Raw genomic sequence first — 25,382 nt, forward strand, 5'->3', positions numbered from 1 at the left:
AAACAATGCTCAAAAGGACTGGCCTTGCTCAATTTGACGTCTATAGGAGCATCATACGGGCGACGGCGGCTGCCGGACTTTAGGAAGTCCGGCAGCCGCCGTCGTCATGGCGAAGCAAGCCCCGAGGGGCGCGGGAACTACTTGACGATGCCCTTGTCCTTCAGCCAGGCGGCCGCAGCGTCCTTGGCGTTCTGCTTCTGGCTGCCGCTGACTGCGCGGTTGAGGTTGATGAGGTCATCGGTGGTCAGGATGCGGGAAACTGAGTTCAACGCTTCCTTGGCCTTGTCCGTCATGTTCTTTTCGTTGTACAGCGGCACTACCTGCTGGGCGATGAAGTTGTTCTTCGGATCCTCCAGCACCACCAGGTCGTTATCCGCGATGGACGGCGTGGTGGTGTAGATATCCGCCACCTGGACCTGGTCTTCGAGGAGCGCCTTCAGGGTCACGGGGCCGCCGCCGTCGCTGAAGGGTTCCAGCTTTTTGGGCTCGCAGTTGTAGTTCTTCTTAAGCCCGGGCAGTCCGTAGGCGCGTTCTGCGAACGTCGCCGGCGCACCCACCACAATCTCGCTGCAGACCTTGGCGAGGTCCTCGATGGACTTTAGCTGGTACTTCTCGGCGGTGGCCTTGGTGACCACCATGGCGTCCTTGTCCTCAGCCTTGGACGCATCGGCTACGGCGAGGCCGTCGGCCAGCTTGTCCGGCAGGGCCTTGTAGATGTCGTCAGCGGAGACCTGCGTGGCTGCCTTGTCCACATACAGCAGCAGGTTGCCGGTGTAGTCCGGAACCACGTCAACGGAACCGTCCTGGACGGCCTTGAAGTAGACCTCGCGCGAACCGATGTTGGGTTTGGTGGTGGCGGTGACGCCGGCCGCGTTGAGCGCCCCGGCATACAGTTCCGCGATGATCTGGCTCTCGGGGAAGTCGGCCGAGCCCACCGTGAGGGACGTTGCACCCCCGGAGGACCCGGCGTTGCTGGACGGGGCGTTGCTGAGCGGGTCGGAGGATCCGCCGCAGGCGGACAGCGCAACGGCGAGGCCAAGCCCTGCCGCGAGGCCGCCGAAGCTCCTCCGGCCAAGGTTGAGTGGACGGTTTTCTTTCATGACTTACCTCCTTGTAGGACAGTCTCCGCAGGGACGGGGTCTGTACGATCTGCCGCGGCCTGCTGGCTGCGGCGTGGCTTGTGTGAGGCCCCGGTGGTGAGGAAGAGCCTCTGGAACAGGGCGAGGACAAGGTCGACGGCGATGGCGAGCGCCGCGATGAGCAACGAGCCTCCCAGCATCTGGGGGAAGTCGCTGAGGACCAGTCCGTCGAAGAGGTACCGTCCCAGGCCGCCCAGGTTGATGTAGGCAACCACGGAGACGGTGGCCACCACCTGCAGCACGCCCGTGCGGAACCCTCCGAACATGACGGTCAGGGCGTTGGGGAGCTCGGCCCGGAACAGGACCTGCAGTTCCGTCATGCCCATGGCGCGGGCGGCATCCACGACGTTGCGGTCCACGCTGGAGATTCCGGCATAGGTTCCGGCCAGGAGTGGCGGAACGGTGAGGATCACCAGTGCCCAGACCGGCGGCATGAGGCCGATGCCGGCGAGCAGCACGAAGAGCGTCAGGAGGCCCAGCGTGGGCAGGGCCCGCAGTGCGCCCGCCAGGGCCACCACTGCCACCCGCCCTTTTCCGGTGTGGCCCACGAACAGGCCGATGGGGACGGCAATGGCCGTGGCGATCAGCATCACCAGCCCTGTGTACTGCAGGTGCTCGGCCAGCCGGACGGGGATCCCCATGCTTCCGGACCAGTGCAGGGGGTCCGCGAGCCAGGCGAAGGTATCGGTGAAGACGTTGCTCATGCGTTGCCCCCTCCGGCCTGCGGCTGGGACAGGCGCCGCGCGGCATCGGCCGGTTCATCGGCAGCAGCATCCGCGTCCAGGCCCGGCCGGGAGTGCTTTCCGGCCCGTACCCAGGGCGTGAGGATTCTTTCAAGGAGAACCAGGACGGCATCCATCAGCAGCGCCAGCACCAGGATGGCGAAGATGCCCACCACGATCTCGGTAACGAAGTCACGTTGCAGGCCGGAAGTGAAAAGCATGCCCAGGTTTCCGATGCCCAGCAGCGCTGCAACACTGACCAGCGAGATGTTACTGACGGACACCACGCGCAAACCGGCAAACATGACGGGCAGGGACAGCGGCAGGTCGACCTGCAGGAACCTCGCGAGCGGCCGGTATCCCATGGCGACGGCGGCCTGGCTCACTTCCTGGTCAACGGAGTCGAAGGCGTCCAGCGCGGCCCGCACGAGCAGTGCCACCGCGTAGATGGTCAGGGCCACCACTACGTTCAGGGGGTCCAGGACGCGGGTGCCCAGGATGGTGGGCAGGATGATGAAGAGTGCCAGCGACGGAATGGTGTACAGCAGGGAGCTGGAGGTCAGCACCACGGACCGCAGTGCCCCGTTCCTGCGCGCGAGCTGCGCCAGCGGGATGGACAGCACCAGCCCCAGCACCATGGGCACAAGGGCGAGGACCAGGTGTTGCCCGGCCCTTTCGAAGACCATGCCGCTGTTCGACAGGAACCATTCCATCAGAGCGCTGCCTGCCTGACCTGGCGGGCCTCTTCGATCAGGGCCAGCACTTCACCGCCCCGGACGGCACCGAGCACCTTGCCGGCGGCGTCCACGGCCACGCCCAGTCCCGACGGCGAGGACAGGGCCGAGTCCAGGGCACGGCGCAGGCTTTCTCCCGGCCGGAACAGCGACCCGCCGGGAATGAGGCCGGTATCGTTGCCGGGCACCGCCCAACCGAGGGGGTGCATGTCCGCGTCCACCACCAGCTGCCAGCCGCCGGCGGCACCGGGATCGGACTCGTTGCCGGCCGCCCCACGGATGATCGTGGGCACCGGATGGATGGTGACGCCGTCGGACGGGGTGAACCCAAGGTGGCGGAACCCGCGGTCCCTGCCCACGAAGGACGCGACGAAGTCGTTGGCCGGTGCCCGGAGGATCTCCTCCGGTGTGGCGTACTGCGCCAGTTTCCCGCCGACAGCGAAGACGGCAACCATGTCCCCCAGCACTGTGGCCTCGTCGATGTCGTGGGTGACGAAGACGATGGTCTTGGCCAGGTCTTTCTGGAGGCGGAGGAGTTCCTGCTGCAGCTCTTCCCGGACCACGGGGTCCACGGCGCTGAACGGCTCGTCCATGAGCAGGACCGGCGGGTCGGCTGCCAGGGCGCGCGCCACCCCCACGCGCTGCTGCTGGCCGCCGGACAGGTGGGCGGGGTACCTCTTTCCGAGGGACCGGGCCAGGCCCACGACGTCGAGAAGTTCTTCGGCGCGCTTGCGGGCGTCGGCTTTCGAGGCTCCGTTCAGCCGCGGAACGGTGGCGATGTTGTCCAGCACCGAACGGTGCGGCAGCAACCCCGCGGACTGCATGACATAGCCCATGGAACGCCGCAGCTCGGCGGCAGGCGCCGAAGTGACGTCCCTGCCGTCCACCGTGATCACTCCGGAGGTGGGCTCGACCATCCGGTTGATCATGCGCAGCGACGTGGTCTTTCCGCAGCCGGATGGCCCCACGAAAACCGTGATGGAGCCTTTGCGGATGGACATGGTCAAGCCGTCCACGGCGGCCTGTCCGCCCTGGTACTCCTTGGTCACGTTCTGGAATTCGATCATCGATGTGTCCATGGTGCGGACTTACCTGTTCTGCTCGGATGCCTCTGAAAGCGACGTGACATGGTCATCGGCACGCTGATAGTTACGGTAACCCAAGCCGGCCCGGCGCACAGCAGTTTGCGGCACGCATCCGGACAAAGGAATCCCTACTGTGACCATTCGCAGCCGCGTGCGGTCCGGATGGGAGACCGCTGCCGCACGCAGCACGCCACGGCTCTAAAGTGGGAGGGTGACCAACTTGGAAGTATCGCCGCAGCAGGAAGTCTGTCCCCCGGCCGCCGCAGAGGGTCCGTCCGGCCCGTGCCTGCAGCTTTGGCCTGAGCGGGAAGTGCCGCTCGGCGGGGTACGCGCCATGCACGTCCGGCGGACCCTCCCCCAACGCGGCCTGCCCACCATCGGCGCCTGGTGCTTCCTGGACAGCTTCGGCCCGGACCGGACGGCGATGTCTGTCCTGCCGCACCCGCACATCGGACTGCAGACGGTGACCTGGCCGCTGGCCGGGAACATCCGGCACCGCGACAGCGTGGGCAGCGACGTGGTGGTGCGGCCCGGTGAACTGAACATCATGACGGCGGGCCACGGAGTCTCCCACTCGGAGTTCGCGGTCCTGCCGCAGGACGGCGTCCTGCCCGTGCAGCGCGGCCTCCAGTTGTGGGTGGCGCTTCCTGACGCCGACCGGCACTGCGCGCCGGCGTTTGAACAGCACCGGGAGTTGCCGCGGGCCACCGGTGCCGGTTTCACCGCCACCGTCATGGTGGGAACGTTCGACGGCGTGGCCTCGCCTGCCACGATGTTCTCACCCATTGTTGGGGCTGACGTCGCCTGCGACGGCGATGCCGTCCTGCCGCTGGATCCGGAGTTCGAACACGGCATCCTGGTGCTCGACGGCGGGCTGCGCCTGGACGGGCAGGAGCTTCCGCCGGGGCCGCTGGGCTACCTGGGTACGGGCCGAGAGGAGCTCCGGCTGCAGGCAGATCCCGGCACCAGGTTCCTGCTCATCGGCGGGGAGCCTTTCCGGGAGGAACTGCTGATGTGGTGGAACTTCGTGGGCCGTACCCATGATGAGGTGGAGCAGGCCCGCACGGACTGGGAAGCGCAGGCAGGCCTGGCCGGGGCCGCGGCGGCAGCAGCACGCTACGGGCTGGTTCCCGGCCATGGCCCGGACGCCGGCGCTGAAGCCGGACGGATACCGGCTCCGCCGCTTCCAGGGGTCCGGCTCACACCCCGCAAGCGGACCGTCCGGGACTGACGCCGGGCGGCCCTGCCCGTCAGGCGGGCTCGGCCACCAGTTGGAGCACCCCGAATACGGGTTCCTGGTCCAGCACCCTGACGTCGGCCGCGCCGTACTCAGCGAGGTGGCGCCGGAAAGCCTCCTGAAGGGGAACCACGTTCATGCCCAGGCCGCTTCCGAGGATGACCGGACCGTTGATTCCCAGCTGGCGCAGGACCTGGAGGGCCAGGCCTGCAAGGTCCTTGCCGGCCTGGTCGAGCATGTCCCGGCTTTCCTGGTGCCCCCGGGCGGCTGCTTCCACAACGTGCCGTGCCTGCTGGGCCCAGAACCTGCGGCCGGTGTCCGGTGAGTGGAACAGGGCAATGAGCCGGTTGGGGTGGTCCACTCCGCATGACTCGAGCAGCGCTGCCGTGAGTGGATCGACGGCCAGTCCCTGGTCCATCCTGCGGAGGCTGTGGCGGACCGCTTCCCGGCCCAGCCAGTATCCGCTGCCTTCGTCTCCGAGCAGGTAACCCCATCCTCCGGCCCGGGCCTCGCCGCCGTCGGCGTTCTTTCCCCACGCCGCCGAGCCGGTGCCGGCGATGACAGCCACGCCGGTGCGGGCGCGTCCGGCCGCCAGCAGCAGGCGGGAGTCGTGCACCACCGTGACCACGGCGCCGGGAACGTGCGGCCGGATCAGGGCGGCGAGGGCTTCGGCGTCCTCGGCGGTATCGATGCCGCCGGATCCGGCGTAGACGCGGGACACGGGCCCCTCACCGATCCGGGCGAAAAGCTCGGCAATGTTGCGTGCGGCCTCGTCGCGGCTGACGTTCTGGACGTTGGAGCTTCCCACTGACTCGTCAGCCGCCGGAACCCCGTCTTCGAACCGGATTCCGCGGGTCTTGGTGCCGCCGATGTCGAGGCCGATGATGATGCCGGCCAATGGGCCGGCGCCGGGTGGAGCGGAGTTCTGGACGGGAACGGCAGGGGGTTGTTCGCTGTTTTGCACGTCACAAGACTACTGTCCGGAGCGGACAGCGGGGCTGCTGCGGCATGCCGAAATGTCACTGCCGGTGTCAGTGCTCCGTGCGGTGCCTGACCAGGCCTGCCAGCAGCCGGGGACCTTCGGTCACCACCATCTCCCGGAACAGGCGCACGGACGCAGGTTCGGCGCCGGCCTTGGCCCGGCGCCAGGACAGGCCCACTTCGCGAACGGCGAGCGCCGAGCTTAGCGGCACCTCCACCCACCCGAGGTTGCCGGTTTCGGGACTCACCGTGTGGCCAGGCGCGTCACCGCCCGGCGGCAGGATGCTGACGCCGAGCCCGGCCGAGACGAGCCCGCGGACCGTGTGGGAATCCTGGCTTTCGAAGGCTATCCGGGGCCGGTAGCCGGCCTCTTTGAACAGCGCGTCAGTCAGGGACCGCAGCCCGTATCCAGCGCCGAGGGCCACGAATGGTTCCGTCCTGATGTCGGCAAGGTCCGCCGTCGGCCTGCCCGCGAGGCGGTGGGCATGGTGCACCACGAGGCGCAGCGGCTCCCGGTAGAGCGGCGCCGATTCCAGGTGGCGGCCGGCAGGTGCTGCCGGGGCGGTGAGGGCGAGGTCGGACTCGCCGGATGCCAGCTCTTCGAGGCAGGCGTTCCGGGCACCCTGGCTCAGCGTAAAGGCCGCTCCGGGGTGCCTGCTGCGGAAGGCGCTGATGAGCAGGGGCAGTGTCCCTTCGCCAAAGGTGTGCTGGAACGAGACCGCGATCCTTCCCCGAGCCACATCCGATTCATTGCGCACCACGTCCAGACCCGCCCGGAACTCCTCCAGGGCGTTCTCGATGAAGGGCAGGAGGGTCCGCGCGGCGGGGGTCAGGCGGACTCCCCTTCCGTCGCGGACCAGGAGTTCGGTACCGACGACGGCGCTGGCCCGGGCGATGGCGCGGCTCACCGTGGACTGGGGTACTCCCAGGACTTCCGCTGTCCCGGTGATGTGCTCCGTGCGGCCCAGCTCGGACAGCACGGGGAGCAGCGGAAGCAGCTGCACCAGTTGTTTCCGGTCCGGTTCCATCAGCCCTGGCCTTCAATCTTATCCGATATTGCTATGATTCTGGCACAAACTATGCATTGGAAGCATCTGTTGGCCCGGGACTACGCTTACCCCATGCCACCAGACACCAGCCTTGCAGGCACCCACGCCCCGCCGCCGCGCTGGACCGGGCATGCGAAGGGATCCGCCGCCTACGCGAGGATCCTCGCCGGCCTGTCCTTTGCCGGTGTTGCCACCTTCGCCCAGCTCTACTCCACGCAGGCGGTGCTGCCCCTGCTTGCCTCCGACCTGCGGATCAGCGCAGCCGAAGCCGCCCTGACCATCTCGCTGGCCACCGTGGGACTTGCCGTGACTGTCATCCCCTGGTCATTCCTCGCCGACAGGATCGGCAGGGTCCGTGCCATGACCTGGGGAATCTGCCTGGCCACCGCCCTGGGCCTCCTGGTGCCCCTGGCCGGCAGTTTCCAGCTCCTGCTGGCCCTGCGCCTGCTGGAGGGAATGGCGCTGGGCGGAATCCCGGCCATTGCCATCGCTTACCTGAACGAGGAAGTGACAAAGGCGCACGCCGCCGTCGCTGCCGGCAGCTACGTGGCAGGCACCACCCTTGGCGGCCTGGCCGGGAGGCTGGTGGCAGGACCTGCCGGGGAACTGTGGGGCTGGCGCGCAGCCGCCCTGGCGGTATCCATCCTGGCCACGCTGGCAGCTGTTGCCTTCCTGCTGCTGGTGCCCAAGGCGCGGGGTTTCGTGGCATCCGGGGGCACCGGCCTGCGCGGGGCTTTCAGGACGCTTGCCGGGCATGTGCGCCATGGCCGCCTGCTGGCGCTCTACCTCCAGGCCTTCCTCATGATGGGCGGCTTCGTGGCCGTCTATAACTACCTGGGGTTCCGGCTGTCCGGCGAGCCGTTCACCCTGCCCGCAACCCTGATCAGCCTGATTTTCCTTGCCTACCTGTCCGGGACCGTCACCTCCCGCTGGGCTGCCGGCCTGACCATGCGCTTCGGCCGCCGGTCCGTCCTCCTGGCGGGCCTGGCGCTGTCCGTCGGCGGGCTTGCCCTGACGCTGACGCAGTCCCTGGCACTGATCCTCGCCGGCCTGGTGGTCTTCACCGGCGGCTTCTTTGCGGCCCACAGCATCGGGGCCGGGTGGACGGGAGCCATCGCCACGTCCGGCCGGGCCCAGGCGGCATCGCTGTACAACCTGGCCTACTACCTGGGCTCCAGCGTGCTCGGCTGGGCGGGCGGGCTGCTGTTCCAGTCCCTGGGCTGGAACGCCCTGGCAGCAGCCGTCATGCTGCTGGCCTGCCTCACGGCGGCGATTGTCGCCGTCGTCCATCCCTCGCGCGAGCCCGCCGCGGCCTGAACGCCCCCCCTTGCCTACCTGCGCAACGAATTAAGTCCTTCGCAGGAACTGATGGGACCGCAGAAATTCGGTGTGAGCAGCCCTGCAGGGCCCGGTAGGGCGGTTCCGGCGGTCTAGGATGAATGCAGGACCGTTGGAAGGAACCCGCAGTGAGCATGAACCCCCGGCACCCCAGGCCCGGAGCACACCTGGAACCACTGGATGCCATCGACGAGCGCCTCCTTGCCGCGCTGGTGGCCGACGCGCGGATCTCGAACAAGCAGCTCGCCGAAATGGTGGGCATCGCGCCGTCCACTGCCCTGATGCGTACCCGGGCACTCTCCGAACGCGGAATCGTCAAGGGCTATGAAGCAAAGCTGAGCCTTTCGGCCATCGGCAGGTCCGTGCAGGCACTGGTGGCTGTCCGGTTGCGTGCCCACGACCGCGACCAAATCGACCGTTTTACCGCACGGGTGCCTCACCTGCCGGCGGTGCTGTCCACCTTCCACACCTCAGGTTCCGTGGATTACCTGCTGCACATCGCCGTCGGCAGCACCGAGGACCTCCGTGACTGGGTGCTCGACAACCTGGCCACGGACCCCGTGGTGGGCCATACCGAAACCACACTGGTTTTTGAGCACATCCAGGGCAACCACGGGCCGCTGCCCGACTGACGGGTTACGGCCGTCAGGCGTGCCGGCCGCGCAACGCCAGCGTCAGGCCGGCCAGGACCAGCGCCGCTGCGCCGCACACTACAACGAAGCCGAGCACCGCCGCAGGCTGTCCCACCATGAGCGACGCCCATCCCAGGCCCAGGACCGGGACGGCGCTGCCCAGGTATGTGATGACGTAAACCGTGCTGATCACCTGGGCATGGCGGGCGGGCTCCACCTTGCCCGCAACGTCATTGAAGACCGTGCGGAAAGCCAGCCCCTGCCCCATCCCAGCGGCCACGCAGGCGGCCACCAGCAGCAGCGGGCTGTGCAGGGCTCCGGCAGTCCCCAGCAGGACCACCGATACCCCCAGGACGGCAAGGCCCCCCGGAACAACAAACCGGCCCCGCACGGTGAGCAGCTGGCTGAAGGCCGAGGCCGCCAACGGCAAACCGGCGAGGACACCTATCAGGGGCCGGGAATCAGTCTCCAGGACCCGGGCAAAATACCCGGGCGCGAGGGAAAGGGAAAACCCGAACACGGCGAAACTCAGGAATCCCACGCCGGAAGCAAGCCAGAAAGCCCCCCGCGCATTCCGGGACACCGCCGGGCGGCGCGGGGCAAGGGCCTGGAGCGGCCGGGACACGGCCGGAACCGCAATGGCCGGGCGTGCCCGGATGAGGAAGAGCGGGACCAGCAGGCCTGCGAGGACCGCAGAATGTACGCCGTAGGGTGCCGTGGTGGCGCCCGGCAGCAGGGACAGCAGGCCGCCGATGGCCGGGCCGGCAGCGACTCCCCCGGAGGAAGCCAGCAGCGTGAAGCGCGACGCCCACTCCGGGCGGGAGGGCAGCAGCTCGCGCAGGGCGGCCGCGCTGGCGCCCGTTGCCAGCGCAACAGCGATCCCCTGCAGTGCCCGGCCCGCGCACAGTCCTGCCAGGGTGTGGGCCTCGGCAAAGACAAGGTTGCCGGCGAGGCCGCCCAGCACAGCCAGGAGCAGCGCGGCCCTGCGGCCGATGTGGTCCGACCAGTGCCCGGCCAGCATCAGGGTGGCCACCAGGGCCAGGACGTAGCTGGCGAACGCCGCCGTGACATCCAGCGCGGAAAGTCCCAGCGATGCCTGCAGCAGCGGATACAGCGGGGTGGCGAGGTTGGCTCCCACCAGCAGGGCGAAGATCACCGCGCCGGAGATCACCAGCCGGGCAGTGGTAGAGGCGTTCCAGCCGGACGCCGTGGCGGGGCGCATCCGCAGTTCGCTGAAGACCGTCATGGTGCCGCCTCCGGGGTTGGCCGCACGGGTGGCCCTTGTGGGGTGCCGCGCGGGGGAAATACAGGTGTGGCTCCAGAGTGCGGCACTGCTGCCCCTTTGATCCGAAACAAGTGCAAGAATTGAGCACAATCATCAAAGATGCCGCGAACGAGTGACGGAGAATGAGCATTTGAACAATCTGGATGCCACCGACCTGAAGATCCTGCTGGCCCTCATCCGGGACCCCCGGATCCAGGTAGGGGAACTCAGCGATGCCGTGGGTATTGCCCGGAACACTGCGCAGACGCGGGTACGGCGCCTGATCAGGACAGGAGTCCTCCGGCCCGGCGGACGGGAAGTGGACCTGGAGGCCGTGGGCTACGACGTGGTGGCTTTCGTGACCATCGAAGTGTCACACCGGGAACTGGACGGCGTTGTAGGAGCCCTGAGGCTGATTCCCCAGGTGCTGGAGGTCCACGAAATCTCCGGGCGCGGCGATGTCTGGTGCCGGGTGGTGGCGACGGATACCCACAACCTCCAGTCATCGCTGCGCCAGGTCCTGCGGATCAAGGGCGTCATCCGTACCGAAACGGTGTTGGCCCTGCACACCCACATTCCGTACCGGACCGAACCACTCATCAGTGGCCTGAGTAATTCGGCATCCGCCGGCCGCTAGGATTTCCTGAATGACCATCATCGATAACGCCGTGTACGTGGACGGCGCCCGCCATGCGGAGCCGGAAAGCCTTGAGCAGACGTTCGAAACCCTGGCCCGGCACGGCGGCATGGCGTGGATCGGCCTGTACAGGCCCACCGCCGAGGAGATGGCTGCCGTAGCTGCCGAGTTCGGCCTCCACGAACTGGCTGTCGAGGACGCCATCTCGGCACACCAGCGCCCCAAGATGGAACGCTACGACGACAACCTTTTCACCGTCCTGCGGCCCGCGCGCTACCTCGATGCGAGCGAGACCGTGGAGTTCGGCGAACTCCACATCTTCACCGGAAAGAACTTCGTGGTGACCGTCCGGCACGCGGAGATGGCCGGCGTGGCAAGGGTTCGGCAGCGGCTCGAAGCCCGTCCCGAACTCCTGCGGCATGGGCCCGAAGCGGTGCTTTATGCCTTGCTGGACCGGGTGGTGGACGACTACGCCCCCGTGGTGGCCGGCCTGGAAAACGACATCGATGAGATCGAGGACCAGCTGTTCAGCGGAGACAGCAGCGTTTCGCGACGGATCTACGAACTGGCCCGTGAGGTCATCCAGTTCCAGCGCGCCATCCACCCGCTGCCGGACATGATGCACCAGCTCAAGCGGGGGTTTGCGAAGTACGGAGTGGAAACCGAACTCCAGCACAGCCTGCGGGACGTGGAGGACCACGCCGAGCGGGTCATCTCACGGGCCGATTCCTTCCGCGACCTGCTGCAGAACGCCCTGACCCTGGACGGGACCCTCACCGCCAACCGGCAGAACGAGGCAAGCGCCGAACAGAACGAACAGGTAAAGAAGATTTCGTCCTGGGCAGCAATCCTCTTCGCGCCGTCCTTCGTGGCAGGCGTATACGGCATGAACTTTGACCATATGCCCGAACTCCATTGGGGTTTCGGCTACCCCATGGCGCTGGTCCTGATGGTGGCCGCCGCAGGACTCATGTACGGAATCTTCAAACGCAAGGGCTGGCTCTAGCAGGGCGGTGCCTCAACAGCCTCCCGCGGGACGCGGCCGTCACTCCTGCCTGGGCCGTGACAGCGGCGGGTGGACGTACCGGTCGGTTGCCGTAAACAGCGCAGCGGGCGCTCCGCCGGTTGAGGCGCGGGCCTTCCTTCCGGTGTCCTCGAGCTGTGGCGTCATCTTGCGGGTGAAGTTTCCTGCCGCCAGCGGAGCGTTCCACACTGCCTCGTAAACGGTGCGCAGCTGGGTGAGCGTGAACTCTTCGGGGAGGAGCCTGGCTGCGACGGTGGTGTATTCCATCTTGCCGGCGAGCCGCTGCAGGCCCTCCGCAAGGATCTGCGAATGGTCGAAAGCCAAGGATTCGCCGGTGCTGCCGGCGAGCATTTCGTGGACCGGGTACCAATCGGCACCGGCGGCATCAGTCCCGGCCGAGACAGCGGGAAGGGTTGCGCCGTCCGTCGCCAGCAGGACCAGGTGGGCCACGGAAACCACCCGCATCCGGGGGTCGCGCCCGGGGTCGCTGTACGTAGCCAGCTGTTCGATGTGGACCGGCAATGTTTCCAGGTCCAGCCCGGTTTCCTCGGAGAGCTCGCGGCCGGCAGCTGCCTCCGCTGATTCCCGGGGTCCGACGAATCCCCCCGGCAGCGCCAGCCGGCCCTTGAAGGGGTGGGCGCCGCGGCGGACCAGGGCTGCGTGGAGGACGCCGCCGGTGACGGCGAAGACCACCAGGTCTGCGGTCAGGGCGACGGACGGGTAGTCATCCGGCCGGTAGGACTCGAGATAGTCCCGCTCGGCATTCGAACCATTCATGCCGGCGCACCTTCCAGGATAATCCGGGTGGCCCACGGCGGGGCGGTGAAGCCGTTCCGCTGGGCCAGGACCAGGTCGATCACGTCGGTGGCTGTTTTCATGCGCCGTTCGTGGCTGCCGGTGACCAGGATCCAGGAGTGTCCTTCCGCGGTCAGGGTCTCCTTGAACCATTCGGTCATATCGGCACGGCGGTGTTCGCCCTCCCGCCAGCCGTCGTCTTCAAAAGGCACACCTGCGTCGTCGGTGACCAGGTACAGATCACGGCGCGGCAGGGTATCCATGGCGTGATAGGAACCGTAGCTGCGCTCCCCCAGGTAATACCGTTCCCACAAGGTGGTGGCCAAGGCGTCGGTGTCGGCGATGACCAGCGGGCAGGTATCGGCTGCCGCGTTCTCCAGCTGGTTTTGCCGGGCACCGATAACGCTGAAGTCCCGCGCGGTCCACACCATGTCGGCCAGTTCCGCGTCCGGCTTCACGGCCCGCAGGGCGTCGAACTTTTCGTAGGTGTAGGAGCGGCCATATTCGGGCACATCGGCGATCAGCGGGAACCGGGACCGGTAGTGGTCCATCAGGGCCCGGGTGAGGGTGGTGGTGCCGGTGGACTCCGCGCCGACAATGATGATCCTGGTGGCCAGTTCCTGCCGCGCCGGGGCTATCACATAAGGCCAGGCCACACCGGGGTCGTCGCGGCAGATGGTGCCGCTGATCGGGTAGGTGGTGCGGGACTGGTCCACCAGCACGTGGTCGGCTCCGAAGTAGCCCGCCAGCCGGGTGCCGTAGGCCTCGGAGCTGAAGACGGCGTCGACGGCGGTGATTCCGTGGGATTTCAGGGCCAGTCGCATGAGCTCGTTCTGGGCTTTCCAGATGGCGTCTGAGTGGTAGTCCTCCGGGCAGTCGTTCGGCATGGCGATGACCTGGACGTTGGTGTTTTCAAATTCAGCGGCCAGCCATTTGGCGCGGTCAGCGACGGTGATGGATTCAAAGCGTGTGCCGAGGACAAGGACCGCCACCTTTTCGGATTGTGAGGCGGCCGTGGCAATAAGGTGGGCGTGGCCGGCGTGGGGAGGGTAGAACTTGCCGATAACCATTGACTGGGTGAACATTCTCAGGCTCCTGCCGGGACGGTGATCAGGGCGGTATTCCCGGCGGCCCGCGTGCGCTTCCAGCCGCTGAGCCCGTAAATGCAGAGGGCGAGGAATCCGATGTAGAGGATGGCTGTCAGGGCCAGCCCCCGGCTGAAGTACAGGGGAATGGAGACCACATCGATGAGGATCCAGACGAACCAGTGCTGGAAGATCTTCTTCGCCTGCCAGTAGGTCGCCACCAGGGAAGCTGTCAGGACAAAGGCATCCGGCCATGGCACCTGGGAGTCGGTGCCGTGGGTCAGGATCATGGCAACGGCAGCAGTGCCGGCCAGGGTGGCGCCGGCGCCGAGGAGGACTTCCTTGCCGGTGGCGTCCCGGATGGGCAGATCGTTGCTGGCCTCGGTGGCGGAGCTGCCGCGGACCCAGTTGAACCAGCCATAAACGGCAACAGCAGCGAAGATGACCTGAAGGACCGTTTCGCCGTAGAGGCCGGCACCCAGGAACAGGATGATGAAGGCAACATTGTTCAGGATCCCCACCGGCCAGTTCCACAGCTTCTGCTTCGCGACGCCGTAGACGCACGCCGCGCCGGTGACGAAGCCGATGACTTCGATCCAGCTCACGGGAGAGCCAAGGAGATCTGGCACTGCGGTGGAGTTCATCCAGTCGAGTAGGGCCGTCATCGCCGCTTCCTTTCCTAATTATCAATCCGATAATTACAACCTAGCTGTTAATTATCAATCTGACAATAGGACTTCGAAGTTGGTGTCGCCCGCTGTGCCCGATGTTGCCTGGAAACGCCAAAGGCCATCCCGGAAGGATGGCCTTTGGCGAAACAAAAACTGTGGAGCTAAGGAGATTCGAACTCCTGACCTCTTCGATGCGAACGAAGCGCTCTACCAACTGAGCTATAGCCCCGGAACGGTGCGACCCTTCGGCGGGATCTGAACCGGTGCCCCTAGGCTACACATTTTTCCTGCCCCAATGCCAACCGACGTTCCCGGCACCGTAAACGCCCGTTTGGGCGGCCGCCGTCGGGCCCTGGCTGGGGACTAGGCCCTGCGGCGCTGCAGGACGTCGTCGAGGTTGCTGAGCGCGCTCTGCGCCTTGGTGAGCTGCTGGGCGTCAACAGGTGCAGCGCCGGCCGCTCCCGCCGCGTTTCCGGCCGCGCCCTGCTTCAGCGACGGCTTGCCGACGGCTTTCGGCGCCTCGGGAAGCTCAAGCGGCCTGGGCTCCGGCCGCTCGGCCTTGGCAGCCTCCACGTAAACAGGCTTGGGGACCTCAACAGGCTCCCAGGGCGTGCTGGAGGGGACGTCCGACGCCGGTGCTGCCGCACTGGTATCGCCCGCGGCCACGGCTACGGCAATGGCTGCTTCACGCAGCTCGACGGCGGTCAGCGGCTTGGCCTGGGGCTTGTGGGCCTCGGCGTCGAAAAGCGGGCTTTCCGGCCGGGCAGGCACCGGTGCGGTGTCCGGTTTAGGCGGAATCCGGTCAACGGGGGCAGCCGTCCTGGACGGGGCACTCATGGCCGAGCGGAAGGCTGCATTGACCTTCGCCTTGCGGCTCCGGACAGCGAGGGTGCGCAGAAGGACGACGCACGCCGCCGTGAGCGCCACGCAGGACAGCGGCAGGACCGCGGAACCCAGGCCGAAGGGGAGCAGGACGCCGGAGACGAACGCCGTGATGAGGGAGAGAAACCCCAGGAGTGCGATGGATGTGCGCCCGTAGTGGATGCGCAGCCGCCCGTTGGCTGCGCCGGTGGGCCCGGCAGCGGCCGCGGGCTTGGCAGCGGATGCGGCGCTCTTCCTCGTATCCATCGTTTTCTCCTGCTTGGCGGCGACGTTCAGAACCATGCCTTGCGGCCGTTCCGGTTTCTCCTCTGCGGGTGTGTCCGCCATGAAATCGCCGGCGGGCTGAAACTGGTGCCTGCGGTTCCGGAGGACGTAAGGGGCAACCCACACGATCCAGAGCACGACAGCAACCACAAGGATCACAGAGCTGCTAAGGGGGAAGTCCACACTCAAAACCGTATGAGTATCACCACTGCCACAGTGGCATTGGCTGCGGTGTGTCGCAGGGCGGTTGCCAAATGAGTGGAATTAAGACGGCCGGGACGACAACCAACGTGGCAACAGGCCGTCCGGGACTTCCTCGGAGGTCAGCGCAAAGGACCGGTGGTCAGCCCACTCACCGTTGATGTGAAGATACCGGGGCCGGTACCCTTCGTCGCGGAAGCCCAGCTTCTCCACCACCCTCAGGCTGGGTCCGTTTTCGGGCCGGATGTTGATTTCCATCCGGTGCAGCCCAAGGGTCTGGAAGCAGTGGTCTGTCACCAGGGCCACCGCTGTGGGAGCAATCCCCCGGCCCGCCCGGGCCTGGTCCACCCAGTAACCCAGCGTGGCCATCATTGCCGAGCCCCAGAGGATGGATGACACCGTCAGCTGGCCCACGATGTGCGGGGTCCGGCTGCCGGCCACCCGCTCCGTAATGAGGAACGGCAACGCCGTGGACTGGGCCGCCTGCGAATTCAGCGAACGTACCATCTGTCGGTAGTCCGGCAACCCGCCGCGTGGATCCGGATTGGACGCTTCCCACGGCGCAAGCCACTGGCTGTTCCGTGACCGCACTTCGGTCCATTCTTTCCGGTCGCGGTAGCGGATGGGCCGAAGGACCAGGTCACCGCACTCAAGCGTGGCCGGCCAGATGGGACCGAAGCGCACGATGCTACTTGGAAAGTTGGGCGGCGAAGCCCGGCAACCACTCCCGCAGGCCTGGGCCCAGATCATCACTGTCGACGGCCAGCTGCACGCAGGCCTTCAGGTAGCTCAGTTTGTCGCCGGTGTCGTAGCGGCGGCCGCGGAACACCACACCGTAGACGCCGTAGCCTTCGCCCTCGCCTGTGGCAAGTTCCTGCAGGGCGTCGGTCAGCTGGATCTCGCCGCCACGGCCGGGGCCGGTTTCCTCCAGCACGTCGAAGACGGCGGGGTGCAGCACATAGCGGCCGATGACTGCCAGGTTGGACGGTGCCTCGTCCACTGCAGGCTTCTCAACGAGCCTGTTGATCCGGACGTAGCCTTCGCCGTCGATCTCCTCGATGTCCGCGCAGCCGTAGGCGCTGATCTGGGACGGATCCACCTCGATCAGCGCAACCACCGAACCGCCGGTCTTTGCCTGCACGTCGATCATGGTTCCCAGGAGCTCGTCCCGGGCATCAATCAGGTCATCACCGAGGAGCACGGCAAAAGGCTCGTTGCCCACATGCTGGCGGGCCCGCAACACGGCGTGGCCGAGCCCGTTGGGGTCGCCCTGGCGGACGTAGTGGATGTCGCCGAGGTTGCTGGCGGCCTGGATGGACTCCAGCTTCTTGGTGTCACCCTTGTCCGAGAGGGCGGACTCGAGCGACGGGACACGGTCAAAGTGGTCCTCGAGCGCCCGCTTGTTGCGTCCCGTAATCATCAGGACATCGTTGAGCCCGACGCCAACGGCTTCCTCCACGACGTACTGGATGGCAGGCTTGTCCACCACCGGAAGCATTTCCTTGGGCATAGCCTTGGTGGCGGGAAGGAACCGGGTACCCAGCCCCGCAGCGGGGATGACGGCTTTGCGAACTCTCGGGTTACTGGTAGTCACCGCACTAATCTAGCGTCAGCGGCAAGCATTAAGTAATCAGCGGTCCTGCCCCGGCGCAGACCTGCACATGAACCCGCCGCCCGCGGCGATGGAGGGAAAACCCATGACTGAACACCAGACCGGCGCCAAGGACGGCATCCGGGCCGCCCACCGTGCCCGCCGCGCGGAACTGTCTCCGGCGGCCCTGGAGGAGGCCGGCAACGCCCTGGCGGAACATGGCACAGCCTGGGCCGGCTCCCTTGCGGACGGCGCGGCCGCAACCTTCTGCGTCTACCTTGGCGTCGGCGTCGAACCCCCCACACTGCCGCTGATCCAGGCCCTCCACGCACGCGGACACCGCGTCCTGCTGCCGGTGTGCGAACCCGCGCGCGAACTGAGCTGGGTGTTCTGGTCTCCCGGCATCCCGTTTGCGCGCAGCCGCTACGCGCCCGTCATGGAACCTGACGGGCCGCGACACGGGCCGGATGTGGCCGGCGGGGCGTCCGGGCTGTTCATTCCGGCCACGGCCGTTGATCATGCCGGTAACCGGATCGGCCAGGGCGGAGGCTACTACGACAAATTCCTGGGCCATTTGGACACTGCCGGGAAGCATATTCCGCTTGCCGCTGTTATCTACGACGAAGAACTCCTGCCTGCCGGGCGGATCCCCGCCGAGGAGTTCGACCGTCCCGTTCCGGCCGTCCTGACTCCGGGCGGACTGCGGGTCCTGGCAGGCGCTCCCTGACCCCGGACGCCGGTGGACGGGGATGATAGAATTAGCACTCAGGCCCTGCGACTGCTAACGGACCACCAGTGGAACGGGTGGCAGCACGGGACCTCTCGTTTGCCCAAGAGGAGGAGCACCAGTGCCAACATATGCTTACGCCTGCAAGGATTGCGGCCATGCTTTTGACATCGTCCAGTCATTCTCGGACAGTTCGCTGACGTCCTGCCCGGAATGCGAAGGCACGCTGCGCAAGAAGTTCAACAGCGTGGGCGTCGTCTTCAAGGGATCGGGCTTCTACCGCACCGACTCCCGCGACTCCAAGGGCAGCACCGTGTCCCCATCACCCGCGGCCCCGGCAGCCCCTGCTCCGGCACCCGCACCGGCGGCTGCCGCCAGCTGACACCGGCCACACCACACTCGGGCTGACCGCGGCCCGGGACCTGAAGACAGCACCATGTTGTCCACATAGGATCGGGGCCGCTGTCGCCTGCCATGCCTGCCCGCCTAGCGTGAAGGCATGCCTGCACATCCCCTCCGTGCCCACCGCAGACCGTCCGTCTTCCAAGCCAAAAAGGGAGTTGCCTCGTCCCGGCGCGGCAGCCCGCTGACCCGCGTGGGCGGGTTGCTCAACCGCAACCGGCGCCTGGCTGTTGCCCTGCTGCTCTGCGCAGCGGCGTCCATGACTGTCCATCAGCTGACCCCTGCGCCGGCCGACACTGCCACAGCCCTGTCCGCAGCGAGGGACTTGCCCGCCGGAACGGCTGTCACGGCCTCGGACCTTGTTCCGGTGCTGGTACCGCCCGGCCTGGTGTCCGAAGGCGTGCTGAGCGAGCAGTCGGAGGCGGCAGGCAAACAGTTGGCAACGCCGCTGCGAAAAGGGCAGCTGGTTACCGATGTCCAGCTCCTGGGTCCCGGGCTTCTCACCGGTACTCCCCCGGGATCGGCTGCCGTTCCGTTGCGGATGGCCGATGCCTCGTCCATCCAATTGGTTTCGCCCGGGCAACTGGTGAACGTCGTCCTGACATCCGGAAACGGGTTCGATCAGCAGGGGCCATCGGAAGTCCTGGCCGCCGGAGTCCCCGTCCTCTGGACCGCAGCCAAAGGTGGCCAGGGCGGACAATGGCTGGGCACCGCCGAAACCGACGGGCTGATCGTGGTGGCAGCCACAGCTGAACAGTCAGCGCGGCTGGCAGGGGCGTCCACGCAGGGCAAATTGTTCTTCGTCCTGGTGGGACCGCCGTCGTGACCGGCCCTGCCGTGCCCGGCAGGGCCTGCCATCACGTTGGCAGGGCTATGGGCCGTCAGCCCCAGTGCGGGGGCTTCTGCTCCTTCAACCACGCGTCGTGGTCGTCGTCGCGATCGCCCCAGGCCCGCGGGTCATCTTCCGCGGCGGTCTTGGGCAGTACGCCCTCTACTTGGCCGCGCGCAGCCGGTGAGCCGGTCTCTTCCGTGTCCGCGGCATCGCCCGAACTTGCGGCGCTCCCGGTATCGGTCGTGTCCACGGCGCTCTCAACATCCACGGCGTTCACGGCATCATTCGGGGTCACGGTGCCCGCCTCCTCACTGTCTGGTCCTGCAACGGCGTCATCGGCGCCGGCTGAATCTGAATTGTCCTGGGATTCCTGGCGTTCCTCGCCCCTCAAGGCGTCACGCCGGAACCCCGACCCGTTCGGGCCCGGGTACGGGACCGAAGCGGGCTGCGCAGCGTCGATTCCATTCAGCGCCTGATGGACGTCGTCGTCAAGGAAACCGGCGGACTCTGCCGAGCGGCCCGGAAGAGCCACCCGTTCCAGCCCCAGGTACCCTGCAATCCGGTCCGCGCAGGCCGAAGGATCGGTGAACACCTCAATGGTCCACAGCGGCATGTACCGCCACCCCAGCCGCTCCAGCATCTGCGGGCGCAGCCGGCTGCGCTCACGGACGCTCATGGTGCGGTACTGCTCGGTGCCGTCGGACTCGATCGCCACCGGCCAGGGGAGGTCTGCCTCATCCTGGCCCATGGTGCCCAGCGGGTCTGCGGCCGCCACCACGTCGATTACGCCGTCGTACTGGTGCCACACCCGGGCACCGCGTGCACGAAGCCTGTCGCCAAGGTCGGCAACAAGCGGGTCGGCGCCGAGCGCCTGCTCGCTGGCAGCCGCCCGGGACGCCGGAGTCCCGAGGTCCGTGTTCCCCGAAATCTCCCGGTCAAGCAGCGCGTACAGGTCCAGGGCACCGTAGGACAGCCTGGTATGGTCCAGGTCCTCCGGGCGGAAGCACGTCAGGACATGGATGGAACGGCGGGCGCGGGTCATGGCCAGCGCGAACTTCTCCCGGCCGTCCTCGGCGGACAGCGGTCCGAAGTTGTGAAGGGCCCGCCCATGGGGTGTGCGCCCGTAGCCAGGCGAGAAAATGACATGGTCACGCACCAGGCCCTGCGCCCGTTCAAGGTCAACAACCCGGAAGGACTCCGGCCCCGCTCCAAAGAAACTGGCCAGCCCGGGGTAGTTGGGCAACTGGAGCCGAATGGACTCGCCGATCCTCGCGGCATGCCGCAGGCTTGCTGTGACAACCGCCAGGGACGTCCTGGGCCGCAGCCGAGCGTGCTCGAACACCAGTTCCACCACGCGGTTTACCTCGGCCACAACGGACTCGACGCCCTCGTGGTCGGCGCTGGGCAGGCCGGTGCCGTCCGGCAGGTACTCCACGAGCAAAGACCGGTCCAGCCCGGTGGCCGACTGCCCCTCGGGAAGGCGGCGGAGTCCGCCGTCGTAAAAGTTCCTGCTCAGCTGCAGCACCAGGTCCTCGTCCACCCCGCGGTAGACGTTGGTGAGCTGCCACACCGGCAGCACGGCGGCGAGGGCTTTGAAGGCGCTCTCGACCCGCTGGTGCGCGGACTCGCCGGGCGCAAGCCGCTCCACCCCCACGGTGAAGCTGCGGGGACTGGCGATCCGGGCATCGCCGAAGGCAATGACCTGCCGCGCTCGGGCAATGGAAGGCAGGACCGCCTGCAGGCTTGTGGCTTCGGCGTCGAGGATCACCACGGCGTCGAAGTGCTGTTCCGCGGGCAGCAGCCCGCTCATGAGGTAGGGGCTCACCGACCAGACGGGCACCAGCGTGCCGATCAGGTCCGGCGCCTGGGCGGTCAGCGCGGGCAGTGAGACCCGGCCGTCCTTGAGCAGGCTGCGCAGGAGGCCGGCCTGCCGGGGCTGGTCCCCGATGGCTTCCCTCCAGCGCTCGGCCAGGTCCCAGCGCAGGCGTGCTGCCCCGCTGGCGATGTGGGCGTTGTCCGCGAGCCGGTACTCGGCTTCGAGCTGGCGCAAGGCATCGCCGTCGGACATTGCAAGGTAGTCGTCGCCGCTGATCATGGCCTCGAGGGCTGACTGCCACCAGGCCAGTTCAAGTTCGGCAGCCACCGATCCGGCGGGAACCTCACGTTCGGCGAGGTCGGCCAGGAGCTCGCCGAGGCCGTGCTCGCGCATGTTCTCCACAAGGAGCGTTCGCTCGGGCAGCGTCTTGAGCGTGTCAGTGTCGGCCACCAACCGTTCCAGCCGCTCCAGGAGGACTTCATAGCGGACGGTGGACAGCGCCCCGCCCCCGGCTGTGTGCTTCAGGCATTCACCAAGGCTCGCAAGCTCCTGGTCCAGCTCGCGGTACAGGGCGTTCATCTCCGCCAGCCCTGACGGGACGGCAGGGTGCCGCTGGGTGGTGGCGTAGCCTGCCCAGCGGGCCCGCTGTTCCTGGACCAGGATCAGGGACGTGTGCAGGTCTGCGATGTGGACGCCCGGCCGGACATACTCCTTGGCCACCCGGCGGAGCCGCGACCGCTGCATGGAGGTCATCTCGATCCCGCGTTCCCGCCGCCACGCCGAGGGTGCGGTTGCGGAAATGAGGTCGGTGACCGGCCGGTCGAAGATATCCGGTGTGAACTTGTCTAGGCTTCCACGCACGGCGACCAGCAGCTCCAGCTGCTCGCCCCACTCGGCGAACGATTCACCAAGACGGATTTCTGCGTGCTCGGCCACGGCGTTCATCCGCTCCCGGAGCACGGGGAGGCTCTTTGCGATGGCCCGGACCAGGTCCTGGGCTTCTTCCGTTTCCTTGCGCGTCAGGAGCCGGGCGCCATGCCACGGACTGTTAGTGGACGCCTTGCTGAAACTGCCCAACTCTGCTGCGCGCTGCAACCGGCCGGCGAGTTCCTCGCGGTCGCGGATGCTGTCCAGGACGCTCCGCTTCAGCCGCACAGTGGTGGCGGGCGCGGGATGGATGGAAGTCAGCTCGGCAAGCGACTGCATGGCCTGGTAAGGCGAGCAGCCCCACCGGTCGCGGACATTGTGCAGGGACGCCACATGGTCCATCAGCGCGTGGCGGTGTTCGGTCAGCGTGCTGTGCAGGTTCCCCAGCTGTGGCTTGAGGGACTTTTCGTTCCGGACAATGGCGCGGACCAGCTGCGATTTCAGCTGCTGCGCTGTGACGTTCCCGGACAACTGGAACAGGATCGATTCGAGGCCCAGGGCTTCGAGCTGGCCGGAAACCTCGTTCAGGCTGGCGCGCCGGTCCCCCACCACCAGGACGGTCCGGCCGGCGTCCACCAGGGCGCCGATGGTGTTGATGGCTGTTTGCGTCTGCCCAGTTCCGGGCGGGCTGCTGACCACCAGCGAGTCGCCGGCGCGGGCGGCGTCCACCACGTACTGCTGGTCCGTGTCCGCGTCCAGGAGGAGCAGTTCGTCCTGGGGATGCCGGCTGTCCAGCGGCGGGAAGCGGGAGGGGTCCGGGGCTTCGACATCCACCACTTCCCCGCCGCCGGCCGTGGCCAGCGCGGAGACAAGCGGGTTGGAGTCATTGATCCACGGGTCGTCAAGGTTCCCGGAGAGGTCAGCGAACGTGGACACCAGCAGGTTGTGCTGCGCTTCGGCGCCGTGGATGGGCCGGATGAGGGTTCCCAGCCGGTCCAGGACGGGCTGGGGATCGAAACGCGCTGTGCTGTACGCGAGGCGGGTGACGGCGTTGACGTCGAAGACAATGCCGTGGACGGACTTCAGGTGGCGGACCAACGCGGGGTTAATGTGTGCCTGCTCCGTCAGCTGGAGCTCGTAGTCGTCTTCCCCGGGCCGGACGGTGAGGGAGATCGCCGTGAGCATCACGGGCGCGGACACCCGTTGCGGTTTACCTCCGACGGCGGATGTCCACACCACGGTGCCCGCGGAGAGGTACCCGGCGTCGATGCCGCGGTCATTGGACAGTTCGAAGATCTTGGACCGGATGTTGCGGGATGCCCTGGCTGCCACCACGTACTGCTGCTGATCGCGGATCAGTGTTGACAGGCGGGTGCGGCGCCCGGCCATGAGCTGGGCCAGGCCTGAGGGGTGGGCCGAGGTGAGGTCTATGGAACCTTCGGGCGTCTTGGTGAAGCGCAGCATTGTGTCTGCCCCGGTGACGGGTTTGAGCCCGGACAGCCATTTGCGAAGCTCTTCCGAGCCTTCCGGGTGGCCTTGACCAACTGACACTTCTGCCTTCTTTTCTGCGTTTGCACGTGACGCCCTGGACCATACCGGCATAGGTTCGAGAGTAGCCGCTTCCGCGGCCGGACTGAGAGACCGCAACACTGGAGCCGCGAAATAGGGGAGATTTCACAGGCGGCGCCCGGGAGATTCACCACCGTGGCCGGAGACAGCGGCAAGACAGAAGTGGCCGGCCCCCGTTAACGGAGGCCGGCCACTTCAGGATGCTATTCCCACTCGATGGTTCCCGGTGGCTTGCTGGTGACGTCCAGCACGACGCGGTTGACGCCGTCCACCTCATTGGTGATCCGGTTGGAGATCCGGGCCAGGAGGTCGTAGGGCAGGCGTGACCAGTCAGCGGTCATGGCGTCTTCGGACGAGACCGGGCGCAGGACGATGGGGTGGCCGTAGGTGCGGCCGTCGCCCATGACGCCGACGCTGCGGACATCTGCCAGCAGTACGACGGGCATCTGCCACACCTCGTTGTCCAGGCCTGCGGCGGTCAGCTCGGCGCGGGCGATGGCGTCGGCCTTGCGCAGCAGGTCCAGCCGCTCCTTGGTGACGTCGCCGACGATCCGGATGCCCAGTCCGGGGCCCGGGAACGGCTGGCGTCCCACGATCTCCTGGGGCAGTCCCAGCTGGGCGCCCACGGCGCGGACCTCGTCCTTGAACAGGGCCCGCAGCGGCTCCACGAGCTCGAACTGCAGGTCCTCGGGGAGGCCGCCCACGTTGTGGTGGCTCTTGATGTTTGCTGCACCTTCGCCGCCGCCGGATTCGACGACGTCAGGGTACAGGGTGCCCTGGACCAGGAACTTGATCTTTTCACCGTGCGCGGCGGCCTCGGCGATGATGGCCAGTTCGGCTTCTTCGAAGGCGCGGATGAACTCGCGGCCGATGATCTTGCGCTTGGTTTCGGGATCGCTCACGCCGGCCAGTGCGGAGAGGAAGCGCTCCTGCTCGTTCGCGATGTAGAGCTTGACGCCGGTGGCAGCAACGAAGTCGCGTTCCACCTGCTCAGCTTCGCCTTCGCGGAGGAGTCCGTGGTCAACGAACACACAGGTGAGCTGGTCGCCCACGGCGCGCTGGACCAGGGCCGCTGCGACGGCGGAATCGACGCCGCCGGAGAGGCCGCAGATGACCCGGGCATCGCCGATCTGGTTGCGGATGCGCTCAACCTGCTCTTCGAGGATGTTCCCCGTGGTCCAGTTGGGCTCGATCTTGGCGCCCTTGAAGAGGAAGTTCTCCAGCACCTGCTGGCCGTAGGCCGAGTGCTTGACCTCGGGGTGCCACTGCACGCCGTAGAGGCACTTTTCTTCGTTGGCGAAGGCTGCAACCTCGGCGCCGGCCGTCGTGGCCAGGACCTCGAAGCCGTCCGGCGCCGCGTGGACGGAGTCGCCGTGGCTCATCCAGGTGTTCTGGTGCTGGGGCATGCCCTCAAGCACGGAGCGTCCCTCGCCCAGGATGGTGGTCTGGGTGGAGCCGTATTCCCGGAGGCCGGTCTTATCCACCTTGCCGCCCAGCGCGTTGGCCATGGCCTGGAAGCCGTAGCAGATGCCAAAGACGGGTACGCCGGCTTCAAAGAGGTCGGCACCCACGCTGGGGGCGCCGTCGGCATAAACGCTGGAAGGTCCGCCGGAAAGGATGATCGCGGCAGGGTTCTTGGCGAGGAGCTGTTCGGTGGTGTAGGTATGCGGAACCACTTCCGAATACACATTCGCTTCCCGGACGCGGCGGGCAATCAGCTGCGCGTACTGGGCTCCATAGTCAACAACCAGCACCGGCTTCTGGGAAGTCTGGGATGCAGTGGGAGTAGTCACCGTAATAGCCTACGTTGCGGCGTTGCACCGGCGCACCTTGAGACG

General features: G+C 67.0%; 23 protein-coding genes and 1 tRNA gene. 8 read left to right on the forward strand and 16 right to left on the reverse strand.

The features are described 5' to 3' along the window. Positions 1 to 137: 137 nt before the first annotated feature. Genes ACP3TD_RS13900 through ACP3TD_RS13915 form a run of 4 tightly spaced genes read right to left on the reverse strand, consistent with a single transcriptional unit; the run spans position 138 to position 3,674 of the window. Positions 138 to 1,100: an ABC transporter substrate-binding protein gene (locus ACP3TD_RS13900; RefSeq protein WP_426763627.1), complete on the reverse strand. Its 963-nt coding sequence runs from the start codon at positions 1,098 to 1,100 to the stop codon at positions 138 to 140. After that, entirely contained in the window at positions 1,097 to 1,843 is a 747-nt protein-coding gene (locus ACP3TD_RS13905; protein WP_091721729.1) for an ABC transporter permease, read from the reverse strand. Before ACP3TD_RS13905 ends, ACP3TD_RS13900 begins: the two co-directional genes overlap by 4 nt. Continuing rightward, entirely contained in the window at positions 1,840 to 2,574 is a 735-nt protein-coding gene (locus tag ACP3TD_RS13910; protein WP_426763629.1) for an ABC transporter permease, read from the reverse strand. The genes ACP3TD_RS13905 and ACP3TD_RS13910 overlap by 4 nt, the downstream gene beginning before the upstream one ends. Then, positions 2,574 to 3,674 carry an ABC transporter ATP-binding protein gene (locus tag ACP3TD_RS13915; protein WP_426763631.1) on the reverse strand — a complete coding sequence of 367 codons (1,101 nt, stop codon included), beginning with the start codon at positions 3,672 to 3,674 and terminating at the stop codon, positions 2,574 to 2,576. Before ACP3TD_RS13915 ends, ACP3TD_RS13910 begins: the two co-directional genes overlap by 1 nt. Before the next feature lie 217 nt (positions 3,675 to 3,891). Between ACP3TD_RS13915 and ACP3TD_RS13920 the strand changes: the two genes are divergently transcribed. Then, positions 3,892 to 4,911 (forward strand): pirin family protein, encoded by a 1,020-nt coding sequence (locus ACP3TD_RS13920; protein WP_426763633.1) that lies wholly within the window; start codon positions 3,892 to 3,894, stop codon positions 4,909 to 4,911. A gap of 19 nt (positions 4,912 to 4,930) precedes the next feature. Here ACP3TD_RS13920 and ACP3TD_RS13925 read toward each other — a convergent pair whose 3' ends face one another. Beyond that, positions 4,931 to 5,881, reverse strand: coding sequence for an N-acetylglucosamine kinase (locus ACP3TD_RS13925; RefSeq protein WP_426763634.1), 951 nt, complete (start codon positions 5,879 to 5,881; stop codon positions 4,931 to 4,933). A gap of 67 nt (positions 5,882 to 5,948) precedes the next feature. Further along, positions 5,949 to 6,926 (reverse strand): LysR family transcriptional regulator, encoded by a 978-nt coding sequence (locus tag ACP3TD_RS13930; RefSeq protein WP_426763635.1) that lies wholly within the window; start codon positions 6,924 to 6,926, stop codon positions 5,949 to 5,951. A 93-nt stretch (positions 6,927 to 7,019) separates the two neighbouring features. Here ACP3TD_RS13930 and ACP3TD_RS13935 point away from each other — a divergent pair, with 93 nt between their 5' ends. After that, positions 7,020 to 8,264 carry an MFS transporter gene (locus tag ACP3TD_RS13935; protein ID WP_426763636.1) on the forward strand — a complete coding sequence of 415 codons (1,245 nt, stop codon included), beginning with the start codon at positions 7,020 to 7,022 and terminating at the stop codon, positions 8,262 to 8,264. Positions 8,265 to 8,419: 155 nt separating this feature from the next. Continuing rightward, positions 8,420 to 8,917 (forward strand): Lrp/AsnC family transcriptional regulator, encoded by a 498-nt coding sequence (locus ACP3TD_RS13940; RefSeq protein ID WP_091724060.1) that lies wholly within the window; start codon positions 8,420 to 8,422, stop codon positions 8,915 to 8,917. Positions 8,918 to 8,930: 13 nt separating this feature from the next. Here the strand turns inward: ACP3TD_RS13940 and ACP3TD_RS13945 are convergent, their stop codons facing one another. Then, positions 8,931 to 10,163, reverse strand: a complete 1,233-nt coding sequence (locus ACP3TD_RS13945; protein WP_426763637.1) for an MFS transporter — start codon at positions 10,161 to 10,163, stop codon at positions 8,931 to 8,933. A gap of 169 nt (positions 10,164 to 10,332) precedes the next feature. Here ACP3TD_RS13945 and ACP3TD_RS13950 point away from each other — a divergent pair, with 169 nt between their 5' ends. Together ACP3TD_RS13950 and corA are read left to right on the forward strand one after the other, a co-directional pair. Then, positions 10,333 to 10,818 carry an Lrp/AsnC family transcriptional regulator gene (locus tag ACP3TD_RS13950; protein ID WP_091721748.1) on the forward strand — a complete coding sequence of 162 codons (486 nt, stop codon included), beginning with the start codon at positions 10,333 to 10,335 and terminating at the stop codon, positions 10,816 to 10,818. Between the two features lie 10 nt (positions 10,819 to 10,828). Next, positions 10,829 to 11,824, forward strand: coding sequence for a magnesium/cobalt transporter CorA (gene corA / locus ACP3TD_RS13955; RefSeq protein WP_045729655.1), 996 nt, complete (start codon positions 10,829 to 10,831; stop codon positions 11,822 to 11,824). 39 nt (positions 11,825 to 11,863) lie between these two features. Here corA and ACP3TD_RS13960 read toward each other — a convergent pair whose 3' ends face one another. The 7 genes from ACP3TD_RS13960 to galU all read right to left on the reverse strand — a co-directional run bounded on the left by ACP3TD_RS13960 (position 11,864) and on the right by galU (position 17,334). Continuing rightward, positions 11,864 to 12,619 (reverse strand): NUDIX hydrolase, encoded by a 756-nt coding sequence (locus ACP3TD_RS13960; RefSeq protein ID WP_426763640.1) that lies wholly within the window; start codon positions 12,617 to 12,619, stop codon positions 11,864 to 11,866. After that, the gene (locus ACP3TD_RS13965; protein WP_426763642.1) at positions 12,616 to 13,722 is read right to left on the reverse strand and encodes an AAA family ATPase; all 1,107 of its coding nucleotides are present in this window, start codon (positions 13,720 to 13,722) and stop codon (positions 12,616 to 12,618) included. Before ACP3TD_RS13965 ends, ACP3TD_RS13960 begins: the two co-directional genes overlap by 4 nt. 2 nt (positions 13,723 to 13,724) lie before the next feature. Continuing rightward, complete coding sequence (gene pnuC, locus ACP3TD_RS13970; RefSeq protein ID WP_426763643.1) at positions 13,725 to 14,387, reverse strand: nicotinamide riboside transporter PnuC; 663 nt, start codon at positions 14,385 to 14,387, stop codon at positions 13,725 to 13,727. A 162-nt stretch (positions 14,388 to 14,549) separates the two neighbouring features. Then, a tRNA-Ala gene (locus ACP3TD_RS13975) sits at positions 14,550 to 14,622 on the reverse strand. Between the two features lie 134 nt (positions 14,623 to 14,756). Then, positions 14,757 to 15,698 carry a hypothetical protein gene (locus ACP3TD_RS13980; RefSeq protein ID WP_426767244.1) on the reverse strand — a complete coding sequence of 314 codons (942 nt, stop codon included), beginning with the start codon at positions 15,696 to 15,698 and terminating at the stop codon, positions 14,757 to 14,759. A 105-nt stretch (positions 15,699 to 15,803) separates the two neighbouring features. Further along, on the reverse strand, positions 15,804 to 16,424 hold the full coding sequence (locus ACP3TD_RS13985) for a GNAT family N-acetyltransferase (protein WP_426763644.1): 621 nt from the start codon (positions 16,422 to 16,424) through the stop codon (positions 15,804 to 15,806). A 4-nt stretch (positions 16,425 to 16,428) separates the two neighbouring features. Continuing rightward, positions 16,429 to 17,334: a UTP--glucose-1-phosphate uridylyltransferase GalU gene (galU, locus tag ACP3TD_RS13990; RefSeq protein WP_426763645.1), complete on the reverse strand. Its 906-nt coding sequence runs from the start codon at positions 17,332 to 17,334 to the stop codon at positions 16,429 to 16,431. A gap of 103 nt (positions 17,335 to 17,437) precedes the next feature. Here galU and ACP3TD_RS13995 point away from each other — a divergent pair, with 103 nt between their 5' ends. The 3 genes from ACP3TD_RS13995 (at position 17,438) to cpaB (ending at position 19,286) form a co-directional block, all read left to right on the forward strand. Next, positions 17,438 to 18,058 carry a 5-formyltetrahydrofolate cyclo-ligase gene (locus ACP3TD_RS13995; protein ID WP_426763647.1) on the forward strand — a complete coding sequence of 207 codons (621 nt, stop codon included), beginning with the start codon at positions 17,438 to 17,440 and terminating at the stop codon, positions 18,056 to 18,058. A gap of 121 nt (positions 18,059 to 18,179) precedes the next feature. After that, a complete protein-coding gene (locus ACP3TD_RS14000) occupies positions 18,180 to 18,440 on the forward strand; it encodes an FmdB family zinc ribbon protein (protein ID WP_426763649.1) in 261 nt (86 codons plus the stop codon). 117 nt (positions 18,441 to 18,557) lie between these two features. Beyond that, positions 18,558 to 19,286, forward strand: coding sequence for a Flp pilus assembly protein CpaB (cpaB, locus tag ACP3TD_RS14005; protein WP_426763650.1), 729 nt, complete (start codon positions 18,558 to 18,560; stop codon positions 19,284 to 19,286). Positions 19,287 to 19,341: 55 nt separating this feature from the next. Here the strand turns inward: cpaB and ACP3TD_RS14010 are convergent, their stop codons facing one another. Both ACP3TD_RS14010 and guaA read right to left on the reverse strand, forming a co-directional pair. After that, complete coding sequence (locus ACP3TD_RS14010) at positions 19,342 to 23,577, reverse strand: AAA family ATPase (RefSeq protein ID WP_426763651.1); 4,236 nt, start codon at positions 23,575 to 23,577, stop codon at positions 19,342 to 19,344. A 170-nt stretch (positions 23,578 to 23,747) separates the two neighbouring features. Then, complete coding sequence (gene guaA, locus ACP3TD_RS14015; protein WP_056075153.1) at positions 23,748 to 25,337, reverse strand: glutamine-hydrolyzing GMP synthase; 1,590 nt, start codon at positions 25,335 to 25,337, stop codon at positions 23,748 to 23,750. Positions 25,338 to 25,382: the final 45 nt, after the last annotated feature.

This window comes from Pseudarthrobacter sp. 1G09, from assembly GCF_050038305.1.
In the GTDB taxonomy this organism is placed as follows: Bacteria; Actinomycetota; Actinomycetes; order Actinomycetales; family Micrococcaceae; genus Arthrobacter; species Arthrobacter equi.

Coding starts and splice junctions, on each gene's coding strand:
- pnuC (WP_426763643.1), bottom strand. CDS start 14,387: ATGACGGCCCTACTCGACTGGATGAACTCCACCGCAGTGCCAGATCTC.
- ACP3TD_RS13910 (WP_426763629.1), bottom strand. CDS start 2,574: ATGGAATGGTTCCTGTCGAACAGCGGCATGGTCTTCGAAAGGGCCGGG.
- ACP3TD_RS13945 (WP_426763637.1), bottom strand. CDS start 10,163: ATGACGGTCTTCAGCGAACTGCGGATGCGCCCCGCCACGGCGTCCGGC.
- corA (WP_045729655.1), top strand. CDS start 10,829: ATGACCATCATCGATAACGCCGTGTACGTGGACGGCGCCCGCCATGCG.
- ACP3TD_RS13995 (WP_426763647.1), top strand. CDS start 17,438: ATGACTGAACACCAGACCGGCGCCAAGGACGGCATCCGGGCCGCCCAC.
- ACP3TD_RS13965 (WP_426763642.1), bottom strand. CDS start 13,722: ATGTTCACCCAGTCAATGGTTATCGGCAAGTTCTACCCTCCCCACGCC.
- ACP3TD_RS13960 (WP_426763640.1), bottom strand. CDS start 12,619: ATGAATGGTTCGAATGCCGAGCGGGACTATCTCGAGTCCTACCGGCCG.
- ACP3TD_RS13900 (WP_426763627.1), bottom strand. CDS start 1,100: ATGAAAGAAAACCGTCCACTCAACCTTGGCCGGAGGAGCTTCGGCGGC.
- ACP3TD_RS13930 (WP_426763635.1), bottom strand. CDS start 6,926: ATGGAACCGGACCGGAAACAACTGGTGCAGCTGCTTCCGCTGCTCCCC.
- ACP3TD_RS13940 (WP_091724060.1), top strand. CDS start 8,420: ATGAACCCCCGGCACCCCAGGCCCGGAGCACACCTGGAACCACTGGAT.
- ACP3TD_RS13905 (WP_091721729.1), bottom strand. CDS start 1,843: ATGAGCAACGTCTTCACCGATACCTTCGCCTGGCTCGCGGACCCCCTG.
- cpaB (WP_426763650.1), top strand. CDS start 18,558: ATGCCTGCACATCCCCTCCGTGCCCACCGCAGACCGTCCGTCTTCCAA.
- ACP3TD_RS13915 (WP_426763631.1), bottom strand. CDS start 3,674: ATGGACACATCGATGATCGAATTCCAGAACGTGACCAAGGAGTACCAG.
- ACP3TD_RS14010 (WP_426763651.1), bottom strand. CDS start 23,577: ATGCCGGTATGGTCCAGGGCGTCACGTGCAAACGCAGAAAAGAAGGCA.
- ACP3TD_RS13935 (WP_426763636.1), top strand. CDS start 7,020: ATGCCACCAGACACCAGCCTTGCAGGCACCCACGCCCCGCCGCCGCGC.